21 protein-coding genes are annotated in these 21,142 nt (G+C 58.4%); 14 read left to right on the forward strand and 7 right to left on the reverse strand.

Annotated features, from left to right (window positions below; translation table 11 throughout):
* Positions 1-23 precede the first annotated feature (23 nt).
* From yihA to H4317_RS10450, 3 genes are all read left to right on the forward strand, one after another.
* Positions 24-641 carry a ribosome biogenesis GTP-binding protein YihA/YsxC gene (gene yihA, locus H4317_RS10440; protein ID WP_185886423.1) on the forward strand — a complete coding sequence of 206 codons (618 nt, stop codon included), beginning with the start codon at positions 24-26 and terminating at the stop codon, positions 639-641.
* 77 nt (positions 642-718) lie between these two features.
* A complete protein-coding gene (locus H4317_RS10445) occupies positions 719-1,201 on the forward strand; it encodes an energy transducer TonB (protein WP_260625624.1) in 483 nt (160 codons plus the stop codon).
* Between the two features lie 30 nt (positions 1,202-1,231).
* Positions 1,232-1,828, forward strand: a complete 597-nt coding sequence (locus tag H4317_RS10450) for a DUF5606 family protein (protein ID WP_185886424.1) — start codon at positions 1,232-1,234, stop codon at positions 1,826-1,828.
* 123 nt (positions 1,829-1,951) lie between these two features.
* Here H4317_RS10450 and fbp read toward each other — a convergent pair whose 3' ends face one another.
* Positions 1,952-2,968, reverse strand: a complete 1,017-nt coding sequence (gene fbp / locus H4317_RS10455) for a class 1 fructose-bisphosphatase (protein ID WP_185886425.1) — start codon at positions 2,966-2,968, stop codon at positions 1,952-1,954.
* A 96-nt stretch (positions 2,969-3,064) separates the two neighbouring features.
* Between fbp and H4317_RS10460 the strand changes: the two genes are divergently transcribed.
* From H4317_RS10460 to rsgA, 5 genes are all read left to right on the forward strand, one after another.
* Positions 3,065-4,357: an aspartate kinase gene (locus tag H4317_RS10460; RefSeq protein WP_185886426.1), complete on the forward strand. Its 1,293-nt coding sequence runs from the start codon at positions 3,065-3,067 to the stop codon at positions 4,355-4,357.
* A 158-nt stretch (positions 4,358-4,515) separates the two neighbouring features.
* A complete protein-coding gene (locus H4317_RS10465) occupies positions 4,516-4,980 on the forward strand; it encodes a Fur family transcriptional regulator (RefSeq protein ID WP_185886427.1) in 465 nt (154 codons plus the stop codon).
* An 86-nt stretch (positions 4,981-5,066) separates the two neighbouring features.
* Positions 5,067-5,699 (forward strand): peroxiredoxin, encoded by a 633-nt coding sequence (locus H4317_RS10470; RefSeq protein ID WP_185886428.1) that lies wholly within the window; start codon positions 5,067-5,069, stop codon positions 5,697-5,699.
* 191 nt (positions 5,700-5,890) lie between these two features.
* Complete coding sequence (locus tag H4317_RS10475) at positions 5,891-7,141, forward strand: 3-deoxy-D-manno-octulosonic acid transferase (RefSeq protein WP_185886430.1); 1,251 nt, start codon at positions 5,891-5,893, stop codon at positions 7,139-7,141.
* Between the two features lie 73 nt (positions 7,142-7,214).
* On the forward strand, positions 7,215-8,141 hold the full coding sequence (gene rsgA / locus H4317_RS10480) for a ribosome small subunit-dependent GTPase A (protein ID WP_185886432.1): 927 nt from the start codon (positions 7,215-7,217) through the stop codon (positions 8,139-8,141).
* A gap of 207 nt (positions 8,142-8,348) precedes the next feature.
* Here rsgA and H4317_RS10485 read toward each other — a convergent pair whose 3' ends face one another.
* Entirely contained in the window at positions 8,349-8,996 is a 648-nt protein-coding gene (locus tag H4317_RS10485; RefSeq protein ID WP_185886433.1) for a fasciclin domain-containing protein, read from the reverse strand.
* Between the two features lie 209 nt (positions 8,997-9,205).
* Here H4317_RS10485 and H4317_RS10490 point away from each other — a divergent pair, with 209 nt between their 5' ends.
* Both H4317_RS10490 and H4317_RS10495 read left to right on the forward strand, forming a co-directional pair.
* Positions 9,206-9,667, forward strand: coding sequence for a peptidylprolyl isomerase (locus H4317_RS10490; RefSeq protein WP_185886434.1), 462 nt, complete (start codon positions 9,206-9,208; stop codon positions 9,665-9,667).
* A 402-nt stretch (positions 9,668-10,069) separates the two neighbouring features.
* Entirely contained in the window at positions 10,070-10,423 is a 354-nt protein-coding gene (locus H4317_RS10495; RefSeq protein ID WP_185886435.1) for a transposase, read from the forward strand.
* Positions 10,424-10,555: 132 nt separating this feature from the next.
* On the opposite strand, the gene H4317_RS10500 is transcribed toward H4317_RS10495, so the two are convergent.
* Both H4317_RS10500 and H4317_RS10505 read right to left on the reverse strand, forming a co-directional pair.
* Positions 10,556-10,975: a hypothetical protein gene (locus tag H4317_RS10500; RefSeq protein WP_185886437.1), complete on the reverse strand. Its 420-nt coding sequence runs from the start codon at positions 10,973-10,975 to the stop codon at positions 10,556-10,558.
* Positions 10,976-11,086: 111 nt separating this feature from the next.
* The gene (locus H4317_RS10505; protein ID WP_185886438.1) at positions 11,087-11,638 is read right to left on the reverse strand and encodes a helix-turn-helix domain-containing protein; all 552 of its coding nucleotides are present in this window, start codon (positions 11,636-11,638) and stop codon (positions 11,087-11,089) included.
* A gap of 116 nt (positions 11,639-11,754) precedes the next feature.
* Here H4317_RS10505 and H4317_RS10510 point away from each other — a divergent pair, with 116 nt between their 5' ends.
* Entirely contained in the window at positions 11,755-14,925 is a 3,171-nt protein-coding gene (locus tag H4317_RS10510) for an Eco57I restriction-modification methylase domain-containing protein (RefSeq protein ID WP_185886440.1), read from the forward strand.
* A 266-nt stretch (positions 14,926-15,191) separates the two neighbouring features.
* Here H4317_RS10510 and H4317_RS10515 read toward each other — a convergent pair whose 3' ends face one another.
* Together H4317_RS10515 and H4317_RS10520 are read right to left on the reverse strand one after the other, a co-directional pair.
* Entirely contained in the window at positions 15,192-16,748 is a 1,557-nt protein-coding gene (locus tag H4317_RS10515; RefSeq protein WP_185886441.1) for a sigma 54-interacting transcriptional regulator, read from the reverse strand.
* Between the two features lie 137 nt (positions 16,749-16,885).
* Complete coding sequence (locus H4317_RS10520; protein ID WP_185886443.1) at positions 16,886-17,992, reverse strand: vWA domain-containing protein; 1,107 nt, start codon at positions 17,990-17,992, stop codon at positions 16,886-16,888.
* 146 nt (positions 17,993-18,138) lie between these two features.
* Here H4317_RS10520 and H4317_RS10525 point away from each other — a divergent pair, with 146 nt between their 5' ends.
* From H4317_RS10525 to H4317_RS10535, 3 genes are all read left to right on the forward strand, one after another.
* The gene (locus H4317_RS10525) at positions 18,139-18,420 is read left to right on the forward strand and encodes a DUF427 domain-containing protein (protein WP_185886444.1); all 282 of its coding nucleotides are present in this window, start codon (positions 18,139-18,141) and stop codon (positions 18,418-18,420) included.
* 93 nt (positions 18,421-18,513) lie between these two features.
* On the forward strand, positions 18,514-19,140 hold the full coding sequence (locus H4317_RS10530) for a hypothetical protein (RefSeq protein WP_185886446.1): 627 nt from the start codon (positions 18,514-18,516) through the stop codon (positions 19,138-19,140).
* A gap of 290 nt (positions 19,141-19,430) precedes the next feature.
* The gene (locus H4317_RS10535) at positions 19,431-20,060 is read left to right on the forward strand and encodes a hypothetical protein (protein WP_185886448.1); all 630 of its coding nucleotides are present in this window, start codon (positions 19,431-19,433) and stop codon (positions 20,058-20,060) included.
* Between the two features lie 76 nt (positions 20,061-20,136).
* Here H4317_RS10535 and H4317_RS10540 read toward each other — a convergent pair whose 3' ends face one another.
* The gene (locus tag H4317_RS10540) at positions 20,137-21,114 is read right to left on the reverse strand and encodes an acyl-ACP desaturase (RefSeq protein WP_185886450.1); all 978 of its coding nucleotides are present in this window, start codon (positions 21,112-21,114) and stop codon (positions 20,137-20,139) included.
* Positions 21,115-21,142 lie beyond the last annotated feature (28 nt).

Genomic DNA, 21,142 nt, shown 5'->3' on the forward strand with positions numbered 1-21,142 from the left:
GCAGTACTTCTTACTATTTCCCTATGCAAATCCGTGACGCAACCTTTCTGATGAGCAACTCGCGGGTAGAGCTATGCCCGCCTCCCACATTGCCTGAGTATGCCTTTATTGGGCGCTCCAATGTGGGCAAGTCTTCACTCATTAATATGCTAACTGAGCGGCGGGGGCTGGCCAAGACCTCTTCTCTGCCCGGCAAAACGCAGCTTATTAACCATTTCATAATAAACAAGGAGTGGTACCTCGTGGATTTGCCGGGCTACGGCTATGCGAAGGTGAGCAAGGAAAACCGTGTCAAATGGGCGCGGATGATCAATTTCTACCTCCGCCAGCGTGAGAATCTGGCCTGCGTTTTTGTTCTGATTGATTCCCGTCACTCGGCTCAGGCCGTCGATCTGGAGTTTATGGAAATGCTCGGATCCGAAGGCATTCCATTCGTGATGGTATTTACTAAAGCCGATAAGCAGTCGGGTAGCCGTACGCACCAGAACGTGGTAGAATACATGCAGAAGATGAGCGAAAGCTGGGACGAAGTACCGCGGCATTTCATTACATCGGCCGAAGAGAAAACGGGCCGCGAAGAAGTGCTCGGCTTCATTACCGACATCAACCAGCAGCTAGCCCAAACGCAGGAGAATGTGTAGATTGGCCCTGTAATTGTCATGGCGCCACCCGTAGCCACGTGGGCTTACTTCACTCCTTCACTCCTCCTTCCACTCTCATGAAAAAAATCACTCTCACGCTGGCGCTGGGCCTGATGGCCTGCACCGTACCAGCGTTGGCGCAGAAAACCAAGGTAAAGATCAAAACCGACGGCCCGACTCCTGAAACGACGGCCCCTGCTACGGAAGCCGCGCCTGCACAGGCCCCAGCTGCCGGCAATGTAAGCAAGGCCATTCCGGTGGCTGAGTACTATGAGGGAGGCCAGGAGGCCATGTATGCCTTCATCGAGAAAGAAAAGAAATACCCGATTCTGGCCCGCCGCAACCGGATTCAGGGTACTTGCATTGTTAGCTTCACGCTGACCACCAGCGGCACGCTGGAAGGCATTAAGCTGGTAAAAAACATTGGCGGAGGCTGCGGCGAAGAAGCGCTACGCGTAGCACGTTTGCTCCAGTTCAAAAAGCCCGATTACGCTATTCTCACCAGCCTGCCCATCGTGTTTAAGCTGGGAGCCCCCGGCCAAGCCGCCGCAACTGAGTAACTTTGCCCGTTCAAACAACCATTCTACCCTATGCCCTACGACCTGAAGGAAATTGCCGCTATCAGCGGAATGCCCGGTCTGTTCCGTCTCGTAAAGCCCACCCGCGCAGGCGTTATCGTCGAATCCTTGGATGAGCGTGGCACACGTTCTGTGGCTTCTGCCCGCAACAAGGTGTCGCTGCTGCAGGAAATTTCCATCTATACCCAGGACTACGACCAGACGGTGCCACTGTCGGAGGTATTCGACCGGATTCACCAGAAGCACGGCACCAGCCTGGCCATCACGCACAAGTCGGACGACCGGGACCTGACGGCCTTCATGGGTGAAATCATTCCGGACTATGACCGGGACCGGGTATACATGTCCGACATTAAGAAGCTGGTGCAGTGGTACCACGCCGTAAGCAGCCGCCTCGAGTATCAGGCGCCCGTAACGGAAGCGGCACCCGCTGCCACTGAAGCCACTGATACTGAGCCGAAAGCTGTAAAAAAATCTTCCGCTAAGGCCCCTTCGGAAGCCGCTGTAGAAGAAAAGCCGAAAGCCAAAAAGAAGACGTCTGCTTCGGATAGCGACAGTGAAACAGCCGCCGAAAAGCCAGCTAAAAAAGCAGCTAAAAAGAAAGAGTAATTTCTTTTTAGTCAGCATAAAAAAGCCCGGATGCTACAGTAGCATCCGGGCTTTTTTTATTAGGCAAACCGGAAACGGAATAAAACCAAATGCGGTAGGTGCTTTCCGTTTTTCCGCTCTGTTTTATTTCGCTTCCACAAACTCTTTCGCCAGAAATTCCTCTGCTTTATTTACTAACTCAGTAGAGCCAATAAATAGCGGGCACCGGTCGTGCATGTCCTGAGGTTCGATTTCCATAGTACGCATGCGGCCGTTGCTGGACTTGCCGCCGGCCTGCTCTACAATAAACGCCAGCGGATTGCACTCGTACATGAGGCGCAGCTTGCCCTTCGGCGACTTCTGCGTGGACGGGTAGATGTAGATGCCGCCTTTGAGCAGGTTGCGGTGGAAGTCGGCGACCAGGGAGCCAATATAGCGGGCCGAGTAGCCCTGCTCCTTGCAATGCGCCACGTAGTCGGCCACACCCGGCGAGAAAGAGGCAGAGCTACCCTCATTCACGGAGTAAACCGTGCCGGTTTTGGGCGACTGAATATTGGGGTGCGAGAGGAAAAACTCGCCGAGGCTAGGCTCGTAGGTGAATCCGTTTACGCCATTGCCGGTGGTGTACACGAGCATGGTGCTGGAGCCATAAATGACGTAGCCGGCGGCCACCTGGTGCGTGCCTGCCTGTAGACAATCGGCCATGGTGCCCTCATTACCAGTCGGCGACACACGCCGATAGATGCTGAAGATGGTGCCGATGGATACGTTTACATCGATGTTGCTAGAACCGTCGAGCGGATCAATGGCCACGATGTACTTGCCTTGCACGTTGCCAGTCTGGATAACTTCCTCGTCTTCCTCGCTGATAATGGTGCAGACCTCGCCGCCATTGCGCAGTGCCCGGATGAAACGGATGTTGGCAATAACATCGAGCTTCTGCTGGTCTTCGCCCTGCACGTTGCGGTTGCCATAGGCCCCGGCAATATCAATGAGGCCGGAGCGGTTGATTTCGCGGTTCACGATTTTGGCGGCCAAGGCAATGTCGCGGAGCAGCTGGGACAGTTCCCCGGTGGCATAGGGGAAATCTTCCTGCTTGCGCATGATGAAACGGTCCAGAGTAGTGCCTACGGGCAGCGCCAGCTTGTCGTGTTGATTCATAAAAGCCTGAGAGAATGAACGAATGGGTGGGAAGCCAAAATTAACCTTTTTCGGGCGTAGTGGCACAAATATCCGTTCGGCCCTACATTTGGCCCCATGCAGGAATCTTCTCAGTTGAAAGTTTACAAGTTTGGCGGTGCCTCGGTGAAAGACGCGGGGGCTATTCGCAACCTCAGCCGGATTGTGCAGGAGCACGGCAGTGCTGGGCCGCTGCTCATCGTGGTTTCGGCCATGGGCAAAACCACCAATGCACTTGAAAAACTATATCAACTGGCTCATACCGGGCAAGATTTCAGCGAAAAGCTGGCGGCGCTTCGCACGTTCCATCTGGCGGTAGCAGCAGAGCTGGATATAGCCGATGAGCAGACCGCTGCTACAAGTGCTCCGACCTTGGCAGTACTGCTGGAACAGCTCGGCGACCGGCTGGCCACCCTCACTCCCGGCGACTATGATAAGCAATATGACCAAGTAGTGAGCTTTGGTGAGCTGCTGGCCACCCTGATTGTGGCCCGCGCCCTGCAAGCCCAATGGCTCGATTGTCGCCCTCTTATTCGGACCGACCATACCTGGCGCGAGGGCCGGGTAGACTGGCCGACCACGGAACGGGCGCTTACCGCAGATGTAGTACCACTGCTGGCGCAGGGGCCTATCGTTACGCAGGGCTTTGTGGGCGGCACTACCAGTGGCCAGACCACTACCCTGGGCCGCGAAGGCTCCGACTATACGGCCGCTATTCTGGCCTACTGCCTGGGCGCTGAGTCAGTGACCATCTGGAAGGATGTGGCGGGACTGCTGAACGCCGACCCCAAGTTTTTCTCGGACACGGTGCGCTACCCGGAAATCAGCTACCAGGAAACCATTGAAATGGCGTACTACGGGGCCTCGGTTATTCACCCCAAAACCATCAAGCCGCTGGCCGTGCGCCGGATTCCGCTGCTGGTCAAGTCGTTTCTGGACCCCAGCGCCGAGGGCACCCGCATCCACGACTGCCGGCACGGGCTGCTGGTACCGGCCTTCATCCGCAAAGACGGGCAGTGCCTGGTTTCGTTTGAGAGCAAGGACCTGACATTTATTTCGGAAGAAAATCTGGAGGTGATTTTCGGGGCGCTGGCGCAGGTCCGGCTCAAAATAAACCTCATGCAGAACTCAGCCATCAGCTTCTCGGTCTGCACCGATTTTTCCGCTTACCGCCTCGAAAAGCTACTGGCAGTATTGCGTGAGCAGTTCACAATACATTACAACACGGGGCTGGAGCTGTATACCATCAAAAACTACGATGCCCCGAGTATTCAGCGCCTCACAGAAGGCCGTGAGCTGCTACTGGAGCAGCGCAGCCGCCAGACATTCCAGTTTGTGTGCCGGGGCAGCACCAACGAGGCCACAGCATAGCAGTTCAACCTGTCGACACCCTGTTTTTTCTGGCTACCTCAGGTCCTGATTGGCAGCCTGTTTGGGTAGCCACGCCGTGTAATTTCTGCGCCAGGACCGAACAATTTTGCCTCACTGGGCCTTATAGGCATATCTTTGCGGAGAATCATTCTTAGCTAGTGAGCCACTTTCCAGACCATTCGCCGCCCTCAGCGGGCCATTTGCGTGACCGACTGGCCCAAGCCGGACTGCGGGCTACGCGGCAACGGTTGGTCATTCTGGAAAGCCTGCTGCTATTGCCCGGTCATCCCACGGCCGAGCAGGTTCACCGCCGTGTTGTGGGCCAGGAGCCCAGTCTGTCGCTGGGTACGGTATATAAAGCCTTGGACTCTTTTGTGGCGGCTGGGCTTACACGTCGGGTAGCTTCCGCCGAAGGCTCTTGCCGCCGCTACGATGCCGACTGCTCGGCCCACCACCACCTGTTCTGCACGGATACCCAGGAAATCATTGACTTCCGCGACCCACAGCTGGACACTCTCATTCAGGAGTTCTTCGCGGCCCACGGGCTGCAAGGCTTCCAGCCCCAAAGCTTTTCGCTGCACATCATCGGGAATAAGCTCGCCAGTGACGAGACCATAAAGTAAGGCCCGGAATACGCCTGTGCTTTTTCTCCGGTCACCGGTTTCCATCCGCTCATCACCTTTTTTCACTTTCATAAATTCAGTAACTCATGGCAGTTCTCGTAGGTAAGCGTGCCCCCTCGTTCAAAGCTACCGCCGTTATCGACGGCGAATTCGAGGAGGATTTCTCCCTTGACCGGTACCTGGGCAAGAAGCACGTCATCTTCTACTTCTATCCCGCCGACTTCACGTTCGTTTGCCCCACCGAAATTATTTCCTTCCAGGAGCGTCTGGCCGATTTCGAAGCCAAAGGCGTTGCCATCGTAGGCTGCTCCACGGACACGCACTTCTCGCACTTTGCCTGGCTGCAGACTCCGCGCGACAACGGCGGCATTGAAGGCGTAACGTATCCGCTGGTAGCGGACGCCACCAAAACCATTGCGGCCAACTACGACGTACTGGGCGGCCACTACGACTACAACGAGGCGGGCGAAATGACCTTCGTTGGCTCGCCCCTCGCCTACCGCGGCCTGTTCCTCATCGACAAGGATGGCATTGTGCGCCACCAGGTAGTAAACGACGGTCCGCTGGGCCGCAGCATCGACGAAGCCATGCGCATGGTAGACGCGCTGCAGTACTTCGAGGTGAAAGGCGAGGTATGCCCGGCCAACTGGGAAGAAGGCAAAGAAGGCATGTCGGCCACCCGTGAGGGAGTAGCTGACTACCTCGGCAAGCACCACTAAGCCAGTGGCTCCAGCCCATCAATGGGCTGATGCCTCTCAAAAAGCCTCTGCCATACCGGCAGAGGCTTTTTCATAATAGTCTGAGGAAGACTGTACTTTTGCGCCGCTACCTGAATGATGCATCCAGGAGTGCAGGTGCCGGGCATTTCCGACCATCTGCTACTCCTTTCATCCGCAACGAAACCGCTCTTTTGCCTTTCCTATATTCCATAGCCCTGCGCCTGTATGCGCTGCTACTGCAGCTGCTGACTCCTTTTGTGCCGAAAGCGGCCCAGTGGGTGGCCGGCCGACAGGGGCTGCTGCCACGCATTCAGGCGGCGCTACAGCACGAGACGGCGCCGTTGGCCTGGTTTCACTGCGCCTCGCTGGGCGAGTTTGAGCAGGGGCGCCCGCTTATAGAAGCCTATGCCACGCGCTACCCCGACCACAAAATCGTGCTGACGTTCTTCTCGCCTTCGGGCTATGAAGTGCGCAAAAACTGGCCCGGCGCGGCGTACGTGTTCTACCTGCCGCTTGATACGGCAGCCAACGCGCAGGCCTTTGTAGCGGCGGTGAAGCCCCGGCTGGCGGTATTCGTGAAGTACGAGTTCTGGTATCATTTCCTCACGGAGCTGCAACGCCGCCAAGTGCCTACCATTTGCGTATCGGCTATTTTCCGGCCGGAACAGGTGTTTTTCCAACCCTGGGGCGGTTTCTTCCGCCAAATTCTGAGCCGCTTCACCCACATCTTCGCTCAGAACAAAAGCTCCGTGGCGCTGCTGCGGGAAATCGGCATTACCCAGACCAGCGTGGCCGGCGACACCCGTTTTGATACCGTAGTACGTACGGCCGCTGCCGCGTCTCAGCCGCTGCCCCTCGTCGATGCCTTTACGGAAGACTGGGTGCCGGTTCTCATTATTGGGAGTAGCTGGCCCGAGGATATGCCGATTCTGACGCCGTTGATGCGCCAGTACGCCGGCCAGATGCGCTTCATTGTGGCCCCCCACGAAATCAGCGAAACCAACCTGCGGCTGGTGGAGGAGGCCATGCCGGGCCAGGTAGTGCGCTACTCCCGCGCCGACGTGGCCACCGTAGCCGAGGCCCGCGTGCTACTCATCGACAACGTGGGCTTGCTCAGCCTGCTCTATCGGTTCGGGCATTTCGCCTACATCGGGGGAGCATTTGGCAAAGGCCTGCACAATACGCTGGAAGCCGCTGCTTTTGGCCTGCCACTATTCTTTGGGCCCACCTACGATAAGTTTCAGGAGGCGAAAGACCTGGTAGAAATCGACTGCGCCTTCCCGATAGAGTCGGCGGAAGAGCTGCTGGCGGCATTTGGGCGGCTGTTCTACCAGGAAGAGGCCCGCCTCGCCGTGCAGGACCGTAGCCTCGACTATGTGCACGACAACAGTGGCGCCACCGGCCGGATTATGCAATGGGTGGCGGCGCGGGTGGCGGAATGAGCCAGCCACTCTCGGCACAGTCTACTGTCCTTTTCTGTTTTATTCTGACTTCACCTCCTCACGCATTTTCCTCATGACCGGAACCGTTGTAAGATCTACTGGCTCGTGGTACGTGGTGCGCGAAGCGGGCACGGGGCAGCTGCACCGCTGCCGGCTGCGGGGCAAGTTCAAGATGAAAGACCTGAAGGTGAGCAACCCGCTGGCCGTCGGCGACCAGGTAGACTTTACGGTGGAAGAGCAGACCGAAGGCGCGGGCGTCATTCACCACATCGAGCCGCGCCGCAACTACATCATTCGCCGGTCGGTGCACAAGAGCGAACATGCCCACATTGTGGCCGCCAACCTCGACCAGGCCATGCTGGTAGTCACGCTGGCCTCGCCGGCTACATCGTTTGGCTTCATCGACCGGTTTCTGGTGACGGCGGAGGCCTACAGCATCCCGGTTACGCTGCTCTTCAACAAGACGGACCTCTACGACGAAGATCTGGCCGACTACCAGGACCAGATTCTGAAGATGTATGAGCGAATCGGCTATCCGGGCATGCGCTGCTCGGCGCACACCGGCGAAGGGGTAGCCGATATCGACGCGCAGCTGAATAACAAAACCACGCTGCTCTCGGGCCATTCGGGCGTGGGCAAGAGCACGCTCATCAATGCGCTGGTGCCCGACCTGGACCTGAAAACGGCGGAAATCAGCCAGTTTTCCGATAAGGGCGTGCACACCACCACCTTCGCCGAGATGCTGGAGGTGCGGCCCGGTACGTTCCTGATTGACACACCCGGCATCAAGGAGCTGGGCCTCGTGGACATGAAACCCGGTGAGTTGGCCCACTTCTTCCCCGAAATGCGCGCCCTGCTCAACCAGTGCCGCTACCACAACTGCCAGCACCTGCACGAGCCGGGCTGTGCCGTGCGCGAAGCCGTGGACAAAGGCCGTATTGCCCTGCCCCGCTACGACAGCTACGTGAGCATGCAGCAAGGCGACGATAACCGCCGGTAGCTGGTTGGTTCTGGTTAGTTGTTGGTTGATTGTTGTCATCCTGAGCTTGCGAAGGACCTTATCACGCTGGAACGACTTGCTCTGACGTGATAAGGTCCTTCGCAAGCTCAGGATGACACATTTTACACACTCCTCCCAACCCACCGCGCAAAAAAAGCCCGGCTGAGGCAGCCGGGCTTTTCAACCAATCAGGAAATCAATTCCCGGCTATTCAGCCGAGGGCAGCAGCACGCCATCAATGACGTGCGTAACTCCGTTGCTGGATACCACGTCGGCGGTTTGCACCGATACGGGAGCATCCTTGCCGTTGCTGATCATCACTTTGCCGTCTTTTACCGACACCGTGATTTTCTGACCGTTTACGGTCGTCAGCTGTTGGCCATCTTTTAAGTCCTGGGCCAGCAGGCGGCCCGCAATAACGTGGTAGGTGAGCACGCCTTTCAGCTTGTCTTTGCTTTCGGGCTTCATCAGGCCAGCAAGGGCACCGTTGGGCAGCTTATCGAAAGCAGCATTGGTGGGCGCGAATACTGTGAATGGGCCCGCACCGCTAAGGGTGCCATCGAGGCCGGCAGCCTGCACGGCTTTCACCAGCGTGCTTACGCTGGGCGCCATCACGGCATTCTGCACGATGGTTTTGTCTGGCGTCATCGGAATGCCATCTACCAGCACGCCCTCCGACTTGCCCATACGGGCCGAGTCGCTCATCATGGCCGTCGAGTCGACGGTAGTGGCCATATCCGTTGAGGTGGTAGTGGTTTCTGTGGTGGAAGCGGAGTCGCCGCAGCTGGCCAGGCCAAAGGCAAGCGCGCCCGCTGAGAGCAGGCTAAAAGAAGCAGAACGCAGGGTGTTGTTCATGGGGTACACGAAGGGTTGGGTTGTGGAAGTGTGAGAGATACGGGCAAACCACCGCGCCACGGGCAGCCGGGCGGCAGTAGTGTCTCTACGAAACCCAACTGTTGCCTGGATGTTTGGCCGCGCACAAATTGGCTACCTTTGAGCCGGAGCCGCATCTACCGGCTCCGCCTCTTCGTACAAATACCCGTTCCATTCGTTTGCAATCCAACATGAAAACAGCCGAAATCCACACTGCCAAAGGTGTAATGAAAGTGGAGTTCTATGAGAAAGATGCTCCTAACACCGTGAAGAACTTCACCGATCTGGCCCAGAAGGGCTTCTACGACGGCCTGAAGTTCCACCGCGTTATTCCCAACTTTGTGATTCAGGGCGGCTGCCCCAACTCGCGCGACGGCGCCAAAGGCATGGCCGGCACCGGTGGCCCCGGCTACAAAATCGACTGCGAGCTGACCGGCGACCACCAGTACCATGAGCGGGGTGCCCTGAGCATGGCCCACGCCGGCCGCAACACCGGCGGCAGCCAGTTCTTCATTGTGCACAGCCGCGACAACACCGCCCACCTCGACCGCAACCACACGGTATTTGGTAAGGTAGTAGAAGGCCTCGACATCATTGACCAGATTCAGGCCAACGACGAAATCCAGAAAATCGTGGTGACGGAGCAGGCGTAAGCCTCCCCGCTACCTGACATACAACGCCCTGCGTGCCGAAAGGTGCGTGGGGCATTGTTGTGTTTCGGTGTAGGGGCGGGGCTCGCCCCCGCCCGCCATTGAACGGTACCGTTGTATCGGTGCGAACGGCGGGCGGGGGCGAGCCCCGCCCCTACACTGTTCCTTCAGCGCCCGTATACTGGTATCGTTCAACGATGGGCGGGGGCAAGCCCCGCCCCTACTTTGCCGGAAGTGTTGTATGTTTTCCTATCGGCACGAATGCCGGACTACCCCTCTGCTTATACGTATATGGAGCCACTTCCTGAGCGGCGCAGCATCCGCTACGAAGGCTACGATTACCGTTCGGCCGGCTAGTATGCCCTCACCCTATGTGCGCTTGGCAAGGCGCATTTGTTCGGCAGCTTGTCGCACGACGAGCCACTGCGGCCCTCGGCGCTGGGTGATATAGTCGTGGCGGAATTGCTGGACCTGCCCCGGCACTATCCCACTATTCAGCTGGATACCTGGGTTCTGATGCCGAACCACCTGCACCTGATTCTGGCTCTCACCCGCCACGGCACGGTTGCCGTGAGTGAAGTAGTAGGCAGCTTCAAATCTCGCTGCTATAGGCGGTGGCGCACGGCACTGCTGGCGGCCGGACAGCCTGCCCCGTCCTCCTGCTGGCAGCGCAACTACTATGAGCACATCATCTGCAACCCCACCGAGCTGGAAGCCCAACGCCGCTACATCCTCGAAAACCCCAGCCGCTGGCAGTAGGGGGCTTGCCGCCGCCCGCGCCGATGCAACAGTTTCGTGCAACGACGGGCGGGGGCAAGCCCCGCCCCTACAGCAAAAAAGCCCGCCGGATATTCCGGCGGGCTTTTTTGTGTTTTACAGATACGCGTGCCGTTAGGTAGTCAGCGAGCTGCGGTGGTTCGTTACCTGCGTTTGTGCATCGGTAAGCACGGCTACCTGTGCCGTCACCTGCTCCCCATCGACGCCGGCCAGGAAGCGGGCGGGGCCGCTGCGGGCGCTGCCCCGGTCCAGTAGGTTGTCGCGCCGGTCGTTGGCGCGGCGCAGCTTGGTTTCGTTCAGCTTGCGCAGGGAGGGGGTAATGGCAGGCGAGGCCAGAATAGAGGTATAGGCCGTAATTTCCGCGTCGAGGCCGGCTACCTGCCCGCTTACGTCGGCCTGAGTACGGTCGGCGCGCCGGTCGGCGTAGTCGAGGTTGCTGGTACGCTGCTGGTAGCCATCCAGCTCGGCGGCCAGGTCGTCCAGCACTTCGTCGCAGTCGGCGCGGGTGGTTAATAGTTTCAGATCTAAAGGCATAATCAGTACTGGTTAAAGGATGAGGAATGCGCCAATATAGCCGGCCAAAACCCTCCCCGATCCTGCCTTTGGTATAATTATTTTGGGAAACACCTTCCCGTTTTGAGACGCCTAACCGGCCGCACCGGCCAGCAGCACGGCCAGCGTGGCGGCTTCGGTTTCGAGGGCTTGCAGGCGCAGCCGCAGCAGATGGTAGCGGGCAGCGGTGTCGGCATCGTGCAGGGTGGCGTGCGTCTGGTGCTGCCGCGCCAGCAGCCACTGGTGGGCGGGAGCATCCGCTTCGGCGGTGGCCAGCAGGCTAGGCAGCACCACCTGCCAGTGCCGGGCCTGGGCGTAGGCCGCGGACAACCGCTGCAACTCCCGGCGCAGCTTGCCGGCTTGGTGGCGGCACATATCGAGGCGGGCTTCCAGCGGGCCAAGTGCCGGGGCACCGGGCGGCGCTTCTTCGGGCGCCGGACGGGCCGGGGCCTCGGCGGGCAGCAGCGCGGCCAGTGGGTTGAGGCGCAGCAGCACCCGGCCGGTGAGTGTGCGGCGGCCGGCTTCGATGTCGGCGACGTAGGGCCGACTGATGCTTAAATAATCGGCCAGTGCCTGCTGATCAAGGCTGAAATACTTGCGCACCTGAGCTATCAGTGCAGTAGATGGAGTGGATTTGCGGGGCATGTCGTAGTGGTTTTTGCAGCATATTTTTCAAAAAGCAAAAAATATGCTGCAAAAACCACTACGACATGCCCCCTACTCTTTACTATCTTCCGCCCCTTCTATTCTCCGCTATCCACATGCCCGCTTTATTACCGCTGTTTCCGGCCGCTACCCTGCCCGCCCCGTTTTCCCATTTCGACCCGGCCGCTGCCCTGCCCGACTTCGCGGATCGGGTGCGCCACCTGCGCCGCTGGCAGCAGGCCATAGCCAGCGGCTATGTGCGCAGCCGCAAAGAGGAAGTATTGCAGGCCGAGTTTCTGAACCTGCTCTTCGGGGAGGTGCTGGGCTACGAGTACCAGGCCACCGACCACCGCCAGCTGCAGCTGGAGCTGAAAACCCTCACCGACGGCACCAAACCCGACGGGGCGCTGGGCGAGTTTGTGGCCGCGCCCGGCGGCAGCCTCGGCGGGCCGGTGCGGGCGGTGGTAGAGCTGAAAGATGCCCGCACCTCGCTGGATGCCAAGCAGCGTGGCGGCGCGGGCAAGGGCCGCCAGGAGACACCCGTGGAGCAGGCCTTCAGCTACCCCAGCAAGTTTGGCGCGTCCTGCCGCTGGGTGCTGGTGAGCAACTTTCTGGAGCTGCGCCTTTACTCGGCCCAGGACCAGAGCCGCGCCGAGGTGTTCAACCTCGAAACCCTGCCCGACCAGCCCGAGCAGCTCCGGCGCTTCTTTGCCCTGCTGCTGCCCACCCACCTGCTGCCCCCGGCCGGCCGCGCCGAAGCGCTTCTCGATGAAGCCCTGCAACAGCGCCAGCAGGAGGAAACTAAAATCACGAAGGCCTTCTACAAAGACTACAGCACCGCCCGCCGCCAGCTCCTCGACCACCTGATTGAGCAGAACCCCACGGTGCCGCCGCTGGACCTGCTGGCCCACACCCAGAAGCTGCTCGACCGGGTGATTTTCGTGTGCTTCTGCGAAGACAAGAACATCATTCCGCGCCTCACCTTCCGGCGGCTGCTCGATGCCGTGCGCCAGAACGTGTTCGACCCCGCCGACGACAAGGTGTACCGCACCGTGCGCGGCCTGTTTCACAGCATTGATAAGGGCAACCCGCTGGCCGGCATCAACCGCTTCAACGGGGGGCTGTTTGCCGAAGACGCCGCCCTCGATGCGCTGCTGATCAAGGACCGCACCCTCACGCCCGTTATTCAGCTGGAGCAGTACGACTTTGCCTCCGACCTGAACGTGAACATCCTGGGGCACATCTTCGAGCAGAGCCTCTCGGACCTGGAGCAGGAGCGTGCCCGCCTCTCGGGGCAGGCCCACGACCCCAGGCAGGGCAAGCGCAAGCAGGACGGCATTTTTTATACCCCCGAGTATATCACACGCTACATTGTGCAGCAGGCCGTGGGCGGGTGGCTGCAGGAGCGCCGCCGCGAAGCCGGCCTCGACACGCTGCCTGAGCTGACCGACGACGACCGGGCCACCATCCGCATTGGAGCCGGCAACAAGCTGGTGCAGCCCTCGGCGCGGGTGCAGCGGCACATTGCGGCCTGGGAGCAGTACGGGCAGCGCCTGGAAGGCATCCGGGTGCTGGACCCGGCCTGCGGCTCGGGAGCGTTTCTGAACGAAGCCTTCGGGTACCTGCTGCGCGAGGGCGAGCAGGTGAACCGGGAGCTGGCCGGGCTGCGGGCCGGGCAGTACAAGGTGTTTGACTTCGACCGCCACATTTTGCAGCACAACCTCTACGGCGTCGACCTCAACCCAGAGTCGGTGGACATTACGCGCCTGAGCCTGTGGCTGCAAACCGCCAACCCCGGCAAGCCCCTCACCTCCCTCGACCACAGCATCCGCTGCGGCAACTCCCTCATCAGCGACCCGGCCGTGGCCGGCCCCCGCGCCTTCGACTGGCAAGCCGCCTTCCCGGAAGTATTCGCCCAGGGCGGGTTCGACGTGGTGATTGGCAACCCGCCGTATGCTACCGGCTTTCCGTCAGAAATCAAACGCTACTTCACGAAGCAGTACGAAACTGCCCAGTATCAACTGGATTTATACCTACTATTCATTGAGCGCGGAATTAAGATTTTAAACCCCGCAGGTTTCATGAGCTACATTGTTCCTAACTCTTGGATGAAGAATATGATGATGTCTGAAACGCGGCGATTTATGCTAGAGCATCTTCAGTTTCTGAGCATAACGCCTAACCTGTCAAATGTCTTTCCCGATGCGTCAGTGGATACTATGATTTACATAGCACAAAGACAGAAGTCAGATCATGAAATCAAGATTACTGAGTTTGCAGATCAAGAAACCGTTGAAAAGCACAGTATCAACCAAGAGCGTTTTCTAACCAACGACAATTTCATTTTCAATGTCGAGTCAGATGAGGCCGTTACTACCATTCTGGCCAAGGCTCGTCTTAACAGTAAGCCATTAAGTGAACTGTTTGATATTACTCGCGGCATCAACCCTTATGATAAGTACAGAGGTCAGTCAGAAGAAGTCATTCGGACTAAAGCATATCATGCTAACCATAAAAAGGACGAAACCTTTGTACCTGAGATTAGAGGGAAGCATGTTGGGCGTTATTCTCACCAATGGGATGGAGAGCACTACATAAGTTATGGCGAATGGTTAGCGGCTCCTAGGGACTTAAAATTCTTTAAAGGCAAACGGCTTGTCTTACGCCAGGTATTAGGAAGCAAACTATTTGCTACTGTAATCGAAGAGGACTTAAAAATTGACCAAAGCATATTCATTGCCTTACCTATACTACCGGAGAATGAGCTTAGCACATCTTATGTGCAGGCTATTGTAGCATCCGGTTTGATGAGTTTCTATTTCCGGTATTCGAGTAATGAGTTTGATGATTTGTTTCCCAAAATCAAGATTGGGGAATTTAAAGAGTTGCCCATAAAGCTCATTTCCCCCACCGATCAGCAACCGTTTATTGAGGCGGCAGAGTCGTTGCTGGCGGGGCACAAGGAGCTGCACCAGGCGGAGGCCAAGGCGGCGCGGCTGGTGCGGGCCGAGCTGGGGTTGCGTGAGCCCCTGAGCGGCAAGCTGGCCCTCAGCCAGCCCTGGCCCGTCTGGAGCACGGCCCTGGAGAAAGCCCTGGGCCGCAAGCTCAGCCTGAGTGAGAAAAGCAACTGGGTGGAATACTTCACTGAGTTTCAGGCGCAGCAACAGCAGCAGCGCGCCACCCTCCACCAGCAGGATGCCGCCCTCGACCAGCTCGTGTACCAGCTCTACCAGCTCACTCCCGCCGAAATTGCGTTGGTAGAAGGCCGCCCCGCTCCCACCAAATAACGCGCCGTTTTTTGCAGCATATTTTTTACTTTTTGAAAAATATGCTGCAATGTAGGGGCGGGGCTTGCCCCCGCCCGTCGTTAAACGATTATCCCGCCCGCCGTCCGTGCCGATACAACGATTCCGTGCAACGACGGGCGGGGGCAAGCCCCGCCCCTACTGCCATCCCAACAATTCCGGTCAGTGAGCGGCATTTGGTAACACAACAACGCCCCGCGCACCTTTCGGTACGCGGGGCGTTGTTGTGTTACGTTCGAAGCAGTAGGCTACCGGCGGCGGCCGCGCTGGGGCTTCTCGTCTTCGTCCTCGTCGTCATCATCCTCACCGAAGCTGGGCATGGTAAACATGCTGCTGAGCAGGTCCTTGAACTGGGCGCCGGCCGTGAGGCGGTTGCGCGAAATCAGGCTGTACTCGGCCAGGCCGTGGAGCAGGAACTCCATCAGGAAGTAGGTGTGCTCGGGCGTTTCGTTGGGGTGCAATTCCGTCACGATGTCGCGCAGGCCGGGCACCTGGTCGAGCACGGCGCGGTAGTCTTTGGTGCTGGCATCGTGCAGCATATCCACGGTGTGGCCCGCCCCAAACCACTCCTGCACCGTTTTGTAGGGCGAAGGGCGGCCTTTGAGCTTCTTGGCTTTGTCGGGGTCGGGGAAGTACTGCAGAAACAGCGTGCGGATGGCTTTGCCCATCAGCTTCTCGGCCACGATGCCGGCTCCCTCCTGCTCGCCCTCGTACACCAGCTCCACCTTGCCCGTCACGGCCGGCACCGCCGAAATGAAGTCGCCGACGCGCACGTAGGTTTGCTTCTCGCCGTTGATGAGGGCGCGCCGCTCGGCCCCGGCCACCACCTGCTCGTAGGCCGAGATGGTGAGGCGGGCCGATACGCCGCTCTTGGCATCCACGAACTCCGAGGCGCGGGCCTCCACGGCCACCTGCTCCACCAGGTCATGAATGACTTCGTTGCTGGTCACCATGCCCTTCTGCACGTCCTTGATGCGGGCTTCCTGCTTGGTGATGCGCTTACCGATTTCGATGCTCTTGGGGTAGTGCGTGATAATCTGGGCGTCAATCCGGTCTTTGAGCGGCGTCACGATGGAACCCCGGTTGGTGTAGTCCTCGGGGTTGGCCGTGAACACAAACTGGATATCGAGCGGCAGCCGCACCTTGAAGCCCCGGATCTGGATGTCGCCTTCCTGCAGGATATTGAACAGCGACACCTGAATGCGGGCCTGCAAATCGGGTAGCTCGTTTATCACGAAAATGCCCCGGTGCGCCCGCGGAATCAGCCCGAAGTGAATCACCCGCTCATCACTGTACGGCAGCTTGAGCGTGGCCGCCTTGATGGGGTCAGCGTCGCCGATAAGGTCGGCTACCGACACGTCGGGGGTGGCCAGCTTCTCGGTGTAGCGGTCGTTGCGGTGCACCCAGGCCACGGGCGTGTCGTCGCCGTGCTCGGCAATCAGGTTTTTGGCAAACACGCTTAGGGGCTGCAGCGGGTCGTCGTTGAGCTCGGAGCCAGCCACTACGGGCATATACTCATCGAGCAAACCCACCAGCAGGCGGGCAATGCGGGTTTTGGCCTGGCCCCGCAGGCCCAGCAGGTTGATGTGGTGGCCGGCCAGAATAGCGCGCTGCAGCTCTGGTATCACGGTTTCCTCGTAGCCGAAGATGCCGGGAAACACGTCGTCTTTGCTTTGCAGCTTCTTAATCAGGTTGTCGCGCAGCTCGGTTTTCACGGAGCGGGGCTGGTAGCCGGACTTTTTGAGGGCGCCGAGGGTAGTGAGTTGCTGGAGTTGGTCGGCGGAGAGAGAGGAATACGAAGGCATACAGTGTAGGGTGCGGGGCTTGCCCCCGCCCGTCGTTGAACGATGTTAAATGAAGTGTCGGGTGCTTGCTACGTGTGCGGAAGGCCGAACGGCGCGGTTCAGCGGGCGGGGACAAGCCCCGCCCCTACGGGCACGAGCTACACATTTTTGCGGCGGTTGCGCTTGTAATCCTCAAAAATTAGGTGGCCGAGGCCTTTGAGCGAGCTATAGTACGCCTTGCCCTGGTTTACCTCCGTGAATTCGTTGACGAACTGCTGCAGATACGGGTCGGAGGCAATCATGAACGTGGTGATGGGCACTTTGAGGCGGCGGGCGGCGGCGGCCAGGTTCAGCGTCTTGTTGACCACCTTGCGGTCGAGGCCGAAGCTATTTTTGTAGTAGCCGTTGCCTTCCTTCAGGCAGGTGGGCTTGCCGTCCGTAATCATAAAAATCTGCTTGTTGGGCGTTTTGCGCTTGCGCAGCAGGTCCAGGGCCAGCTCCAGGCCGGCCACAGTATTGGTGTGGTAGGGCCCTACCTGCAGATACGGTAGGTCCTTCACCTCAATCTGCCAGGCGTCGTTGCCGAACACCAGCACGTCCAGAAAGTCCTTGGGGTACTTCTGCTTCACCAGCTCGGCCAGCGCCATGGCCACTTTCTTGGCCGGCGTGATACGGTCTTCGCCGTACAGAATCATGGAGTGCGAAATGTCAATCATGAGCACGGTGCTGGTCTGGCTCTTGTGCTCGTTTTCGCGCACTTCCAGGTCGCCTTCGGTCAGCATGAACTCGCCGGTGCCCAGGCCGTGGTTGAGCTGGGCGTTGCGGATGCTCTCGGTCATGGAAATCTGGTCGAGCGAGTCACCGAACCGGAATTCGCGCATGTCGGTGCTCTGCTCGTCGCCCTGGCCGGTGTGGGGCGTGCGGTGGTTGCCCTGCCCCGACTTCTTGAGCTTACCGAAGATTTCCTCCAGGGAGCTTTTGCGGATCTGCTGCTCGCTTTTGGCCGTGATGTTGAACTCGCCTTTTTTCTGCTCGTCCTCATCGATGTAGCCCTTCTTTTTAAGGTCTTCGATGAAGTTGCCCATGCCGTACTCATCGTTGGTGAGACCGTACTGCTTGTCCAGCTCATTCAGCCACGAGAGGGTCTCGCCCACGTCGCCGCTGGTGATGGTGATGAGCTGCATGAATATCTTAAAGAGGGAGTCGAAACCTTTATCGGTCGACTCTTCGGGCACGTAGTCCCGAAAACGAAAGCCTGAGGACATAATAGAGGGGATGAGCTTTCAGAACAACCACCGGGTGAAGTTGGTTTATGGTTGCTGGTTTTCAGGGGGCCGCTATTGGCAGCCATCTGGCGGTTTCGGCACCTCCTCTCCCCCATATACAAGCCCCCAAACAACCCATACCCACCATGAAAGCCATCTGGAACAATACTGTAGTTGCGGAAAGCAATGACACTGTAGTAGTAGAAAACAACCACTATTTTCCGGCCGACTCCATCAAGCGCGAATATTTCGAGGACAGCATTGCAGGAACCACCTGCCCTTGGAAAGGCCGCGCCAGTTACTACTCCCTGCGCGTGAACGGGGAGCTGAACAAAGACGCCGCCTGGTTCTACCCCGAGCCCAAAGAAGCGGCTCAGCAGATTCAGGGCCGGGTTGCGTTCTGGAAAGGCGTGCAGATTCAGCCCTAAGCGCAGGTTTGTAACCTCCTGCCGGGCTCTACGGTATGCAAAAGCGGGGCTGCTGCCTGCCGGCGTTGGCAGTATAGCGGCTCCGCTACGCATATGAAACATTCTCTCCCCTTTCTGTCGGCTGCCCTGCTGCTATTGGCGGCCTGCGATGCGCCCCGGTCCGCCACCGAAACCGCCGATCCGGCCACGCTACGGGCCAGCAGCTCCACCGCCACACCGGCCGCCACCGTCAGCTTCCGCCGCGAGCTAAGCCAGGACGACCACCGCTTTGTGGTACAGACCACTGGCGAAGGCAGCCAGCGCCAGATGCAGTTACGCGTAGAAAAGAACGGCCGGGAGCTGACTACCACCACCCAGACGGTGGAAGGCGTAGTAGCCAATGCCGTGGCGACTAATCTGAACAATGATAAATTTCCGGAGCTGCTGGTGTTTCTCACCGACGCCGGCAGCGGCTCCTACGGCCAACTCATCGGCTACGAATTTCTGAACCAAGGCCGCCGCAACCTTAGCTTGCCAGAGTTGGTAGGGCCGGCTGCCAAAGGCTACCAAGGCCACGATGAATTCCGGGTGCAGGGCCAGCGGGTGCTACGGACCTTCCCTATTTACCTGGACGCTGACCCCAACTGCTGCCCTACGGGAGGCTTGCGCACGATACAGTATGAGTTGCCGGCCGGAGCAGCAAGCTTCCGAGAAGTGGCATTCAGCAACCAGATAAAGTAAAAGTTACACAGCATTGTGCAGCATATTTGCCAGAATTACGTAAAGCATTGGCAGATTGCGGCTAACACCGTAAAACAAGCCTCCAAAAACTAGCACGTGTTTACTTTTTATTTGCATTACACCTAGAAGATAATACCTTGCGTAGATATTACCGCTCCCATGCCAGGCAAGACCGTAACTAGGTACTGTCTGTTTTTCAAATTCTTTGCTGCTAGCTCCGCTTCTATGTAGTGCTAGCCACCCGAAATGCGGGTCGTACGTTGTTTCTCTCTTCCAAAAACACCATATCTATGAAAGCTTCCGCTTTTGCTCTGCTAGGCGCCTCGCTTCTCGCAGCTACTGCCTGTGACTCTTCGCGCAATGCCGTCGAAGACGCTTCTACCGCTGCTCCTACCGCAGAAAACACAGCTTCTACGGAGGCTGTGAGCTTCACCCGCGAACTGACGCAAGGTGATGCCCGCTTTGAGGTACGCACAACTGGCTCTTCGGCGCAGCGCCAGCTCACCATTCGCTCCTACCGCGGTTCGGCCCTCACCACTGATCCGGTTCGTGTTGACATCAGCGGTGCCGTGCGCGACGCCGTAACGGCTGACCTGAACGGCAACGGCAAACCCGAGCTGTACATCTTCACCGACAACCCAGCCTCCAACGGCGGCTTCTACGGCTACGAATTCGCAGAGCGCGGCTACACTCCCATCAGCAGCCCCGGCATGATTCAGGGTACGGCAGGTGTTGGCTACTCCGGTAAAGACACCTATGTACTTAACAACGGCACGCTGAGCCGCACCTTCCCCGTAACCACGACGACGGCCGCTACTGATGGCACTACCCCAGCCGCCGCCAGCAACCGCACCATCAGCTACCGCCTTGGTGCCGATGGCAAATGGACAATGGGCCAAGTAATGGACGCGCAGCCATAATCGAACTAGCGCCACCGACAAAAAAGCCCCCGCAACACATTGGTTGCGGGGGCTTTTTTGTGCTCTAGAAATATGGTTAGTCAATCCACTTAAAGCGGTACTCCAGTTTGGGTACTGGCATCCGGTCGGCTACGCGGCGCAGGCGGTTGGGTAGCGCCATCACATAGTCGCGGGCTTTTTCGGCGGCACTGTTGAGGCCGGGTATTTCAGCTACTTTCCAGTCGGTGATGAGGGTTTCGAGGATGTCGGTGTAGTCCTGGCTGGTGTACACACCCAAGCGCTGCGCAGCATCGGTGAAGTGGCCAAAGGTCTTGCCCATTTCAATGCCCATTTCGCGCATATAGTGAGCAGGCATCACAATCTTCTTGCGCATCATGTCTTCAAAAGCCAGCATCATCTCCGAAGGGTCTACCTCAAAGATTTTGTCGACGAAGGTTTTGTAGACGCGGGCATGGCGGGTTTCGTCGCCGGCAATCATACCGCAGATCTTCGACAACTGGTCGTCGCCGGCTTTGCGGGCCAGCTGGCCTACCCGACGGTGCGAGATATTGGTAGCGGTTTCTTGGTAGCTGGTGTAAATGAAAGCACGGTACGGGTCGTGAGCCGTGCCCAGGTCGAAGCCGTCTGCAATGAGATACTGCGTGCTTACCTCAAACTCGCGCATGTTTACGCGGCCGGAAAGGTAGAGGTAGCGGTTGAGCAGGTCGCCGTGGCGGTTTTCCTCGGCGGTCCAGCCCCGGATCCACTGCGCCCAGCCGTTGTTGGGGTCGCGCCCCAAGTCATCGAGCTGATGAAACCAGGCTTCGTAGTTTGGCAGGGCTTCTTCCGTGATGGTGTCGCCGATCAGTACGGCCATCAGGTCGTAGCTCAGTTCTTTGGCACGCTCACGCAGCAGCTTCACTTCGTCAAAAAAGGTATCCGTCCGGGAATCGGGCAGGTAGTCAGACGGCTGCCAGCTGTTATCTACGCTTTTTAGAAAAGTGCCTAGATTTTCGCGCAGAAACGGTTCGAGGTGCTGCAAAACCTCTCCGCGGGAGGTGGTGGTTGCAATCATGGCAGTAGGTCTAAATGAAGGAACGTAG

This window comes from Hymenobacter sediminicola, assembly GCF_014250515.1.
Lineage (GTDB): Bacteria > Bacteroidota > Bacteroidia > Cytophagales > Hymenobacteraceae > Hymenobacter > Hymenobacter sediminicola.

Excerpts from the sequence above, each read along its gene's own strand:
- yihA (WP_185886423.1), top strand. The coding sequence starts at position 24 with ATGCAAATCCGTGACGCAACCTTTCTGATGAGCAACTCGCGGGTAGAG.
- H4317_RS10445 (WP_260625624.1), top strand. The coding sequence starts at position 719 with ATGAAAAAAATCACTCTCACGCTGGCGCTGGGCCTGATGGCCTGCACC.
- H4317_RS10450 (WP_185886424.1), top strand. The coding sequence starts at position 1,232 with ATGCCCTACGACCTGAAGGAAATTGCCGCTATCAGCGGAATGCCCGGT.
- fbp (WP_185886425.1), bottom strand. The coding sequence starts at position 2,968 with ATGAATCAACACGACAAGCTGGCGCTGCCCGTAGGCACTACTCTGGAC.
- H4317_RS10460 (WP_185886426.1), top strand. The coding sequence starts at position 3,065 with ATGCAGGAATCTTCTCAGTTGAAAGTTTACAAGTTTGGCGGTGCCTCG.
- H4317_RS10470 (WP_185886428.1), top strand. The coding sequence starts at position 5,067 with ATGGCAGTTCTCGTAGGTAAGCGTGCCCCCTCGTTCAAAGCTACCGCC.
- rsgA (WP_185886432.1), top strand. The coding sequence starts at position 7,215 with ATGACCGGAACCGTTGTAAGATCTACTGGCTCGTGGTACGTGGTGCGC.
- H4317_RS10485 (WP_185886433.1), bottom strand. The coding sequence starts at position 8,996 with ATGAACAACACCCTGCGTTCTGCTTCTTTTAGCCTGCTCTCAGCGGGC.
- H4317_RS10490 (WP_185886434.1), top strand. The coding sequence starts at position 9,206 with ATGAAAACAGCCGAAATCCACACTGCCAAAGGTGTAATGAAAGTGGAG.
- H4317_RS10500 (WP_185886437.1), bottom strand. The coding sequence starts at position 10,975 with ATGCCTTTAGATCTGAAACTATTAACCACCCGCGCCGACTGCGACGAA.
- H4317_RS10505 (WP_185886438.1), bottom strand. The coding sequence starts at position 11,638 with ATGCCCCGCAAATCCACTCCATCTACTGCACTGATAGCTCAGGTGCGC.
- H4317_RS10510 (WP_185886440.1), top strand. The coding sequence starts at position 11,755 with ATGCCCGCTTTATTACCGCTGTTTCCGGCCGCTACCCTGCCCGCCCCG.
- H4317_RS10515 (WP_185886441.1), bottom strand. The coding sequence starts at position 16,748 with ATGCCTTCGTATTCCTCTCTCTCCGCCGACCAACTCCAGCAACTCACT.
- H4317_RS10520 (WP_185886443.1), bottom strand. The coding sequence starts at position 17,992 with ATGTCCTCAGGCTTTCGTTTTCGGGACTACGTGCCCGAAGAGTCGACC.
- H4317_RS10525 (WP_185886444.1), top strand. The coding sequence starts at position 18,139 with ATGAAAGCCATCTGGAACAATACTGTAGTTGCGGAAAGCAATGACACT.
- H4317_RS10530 (WP_185886446.1), top strand. The coding sequence starts at position 18,514 with ATGAAACATTCTCTCCCCTTTCTGTCGGCTGCCCTGCTGCTATTGGCG.
- H4317_RS10535 (WP_185886448.1), top strand. The coding sequence starts at position 19,431 with ATGAAAGCTTCCGCTTTTGCTCTGCTAGGCGCCTCGCTTCTCGCAGCT.
- H4317_RS10540 (WP_185886450.1), bottom strand. The coding sequence starts at position 21,114 with ATGATTGCAACCACCACCTCCCGCGGAGAGGTTTTGCAGCACCTCGAA.